General features: G+C 53.2%; 1 rRNA gene. It reads right to left on the reverse strand.

The window, feature by feature from the left end:
- Window positions 1-1,113: ribosomal RNA gene (locus tag BM049_RS11710) — 23S ribosomal RNA — on the reverse strand; the annotation flags it as partial.

A 1,113-nucleotide genomic window follows, 5' to 3' on the forward strand; every position in this document is an offset into this window, starting at 1 on the left:
CTATGCTTCCACTTCCAGCCTATCTACCTGATCATCTTTCAGGGGTCTTACTTCCTTAAAGGAATGGGAGATCTCATCTTGAAGGGGGCTTCACGCTTAGATGCTTTCAGCGTTTATCCCGTCCACACATAGCTACCCAGCGATGCCAATGGCTTGACAACTGGTACACCAGCGGTGTGTCCATCCCGGTCCTCTCGTACTAAGGATAGCTCTTCTCAAATCTCCAACGCCCGCGACGGATAGGGACCGAACTGTCTCACGACGTTCTGAACCCAGCTCGCGTACCGCTTTAATGGGCGAACAGCCCAACCCTTGGGACCGACTACAGCCCCAGGATGCGATGAGCCGACATCGAGGTGCCAAACCTCCCCGTCGATGTGAACTCTTGGGGGAGATAAGCCTGTTATCCCCAGGGTAGCTTTTATCCGTTGAGCGATGGCCCTTCCATATGGTACCACCGGATCACTAAGCCCGACTTTCGTCCCTGCTCGACTTGTAGGTCTCGCAGTCAAGCTCCCTTCTGCCTTTACACTCTACGAATGATTTCCAACCATTCTGAGGGAACCTTTGGGCGCCTCCGTTACATTTTGGGAGGCGACCGCCCCAGTCAAACTGCCCATCTGACACTGTCTCCCGACCGGTTAACGGTCGTGGGTTAGAGTGGCCATACAGCGAGGGTAGTATCCCACCAGCGCCTCCACCAAGACTGGCGTCCTGGCTTCATTGGCTCCTACCTATCCTGTACAAGCTGTACAGACACTCAATATCAAACTACAGTAAAGCTCCATGGGGTCTTTCCGTCCTGTCGCGGGTAACCTGCATTTTCACAGGTACTATAATTTCACCGAGTCTCTCGTTGAGACAGTGCCCAAATCGTTACACCTTTCGTGCGGGTCGGAACTTACCCGACAAGGAATTTCGCTACCTTAGGACCGTTATAGTTACGGCCGCCGTTTACTGGGGCTTCAATTCAGAGCGTCGCCGAAGCTAACCCTTCCTCTTAACCTTCCAGCACCGGGCAGGTGTCAGCCCCTATACATCTTCTTACGAATTAGCAGAGACCTGTGTTTTTGGTAAACAGTCGCTTGGGCCTATTCACTGCGGCTGACCAAG

This window comes from Alkalibacterium subtropicum, assembly GCF_900112455.1.
Classification (GTDB): Bacteria; Bacillota; Bacilli; order Lactobacillales; family Carnobacteriaceae_A; genus Alkalibacterium; species Alkalibacterium subtropicum.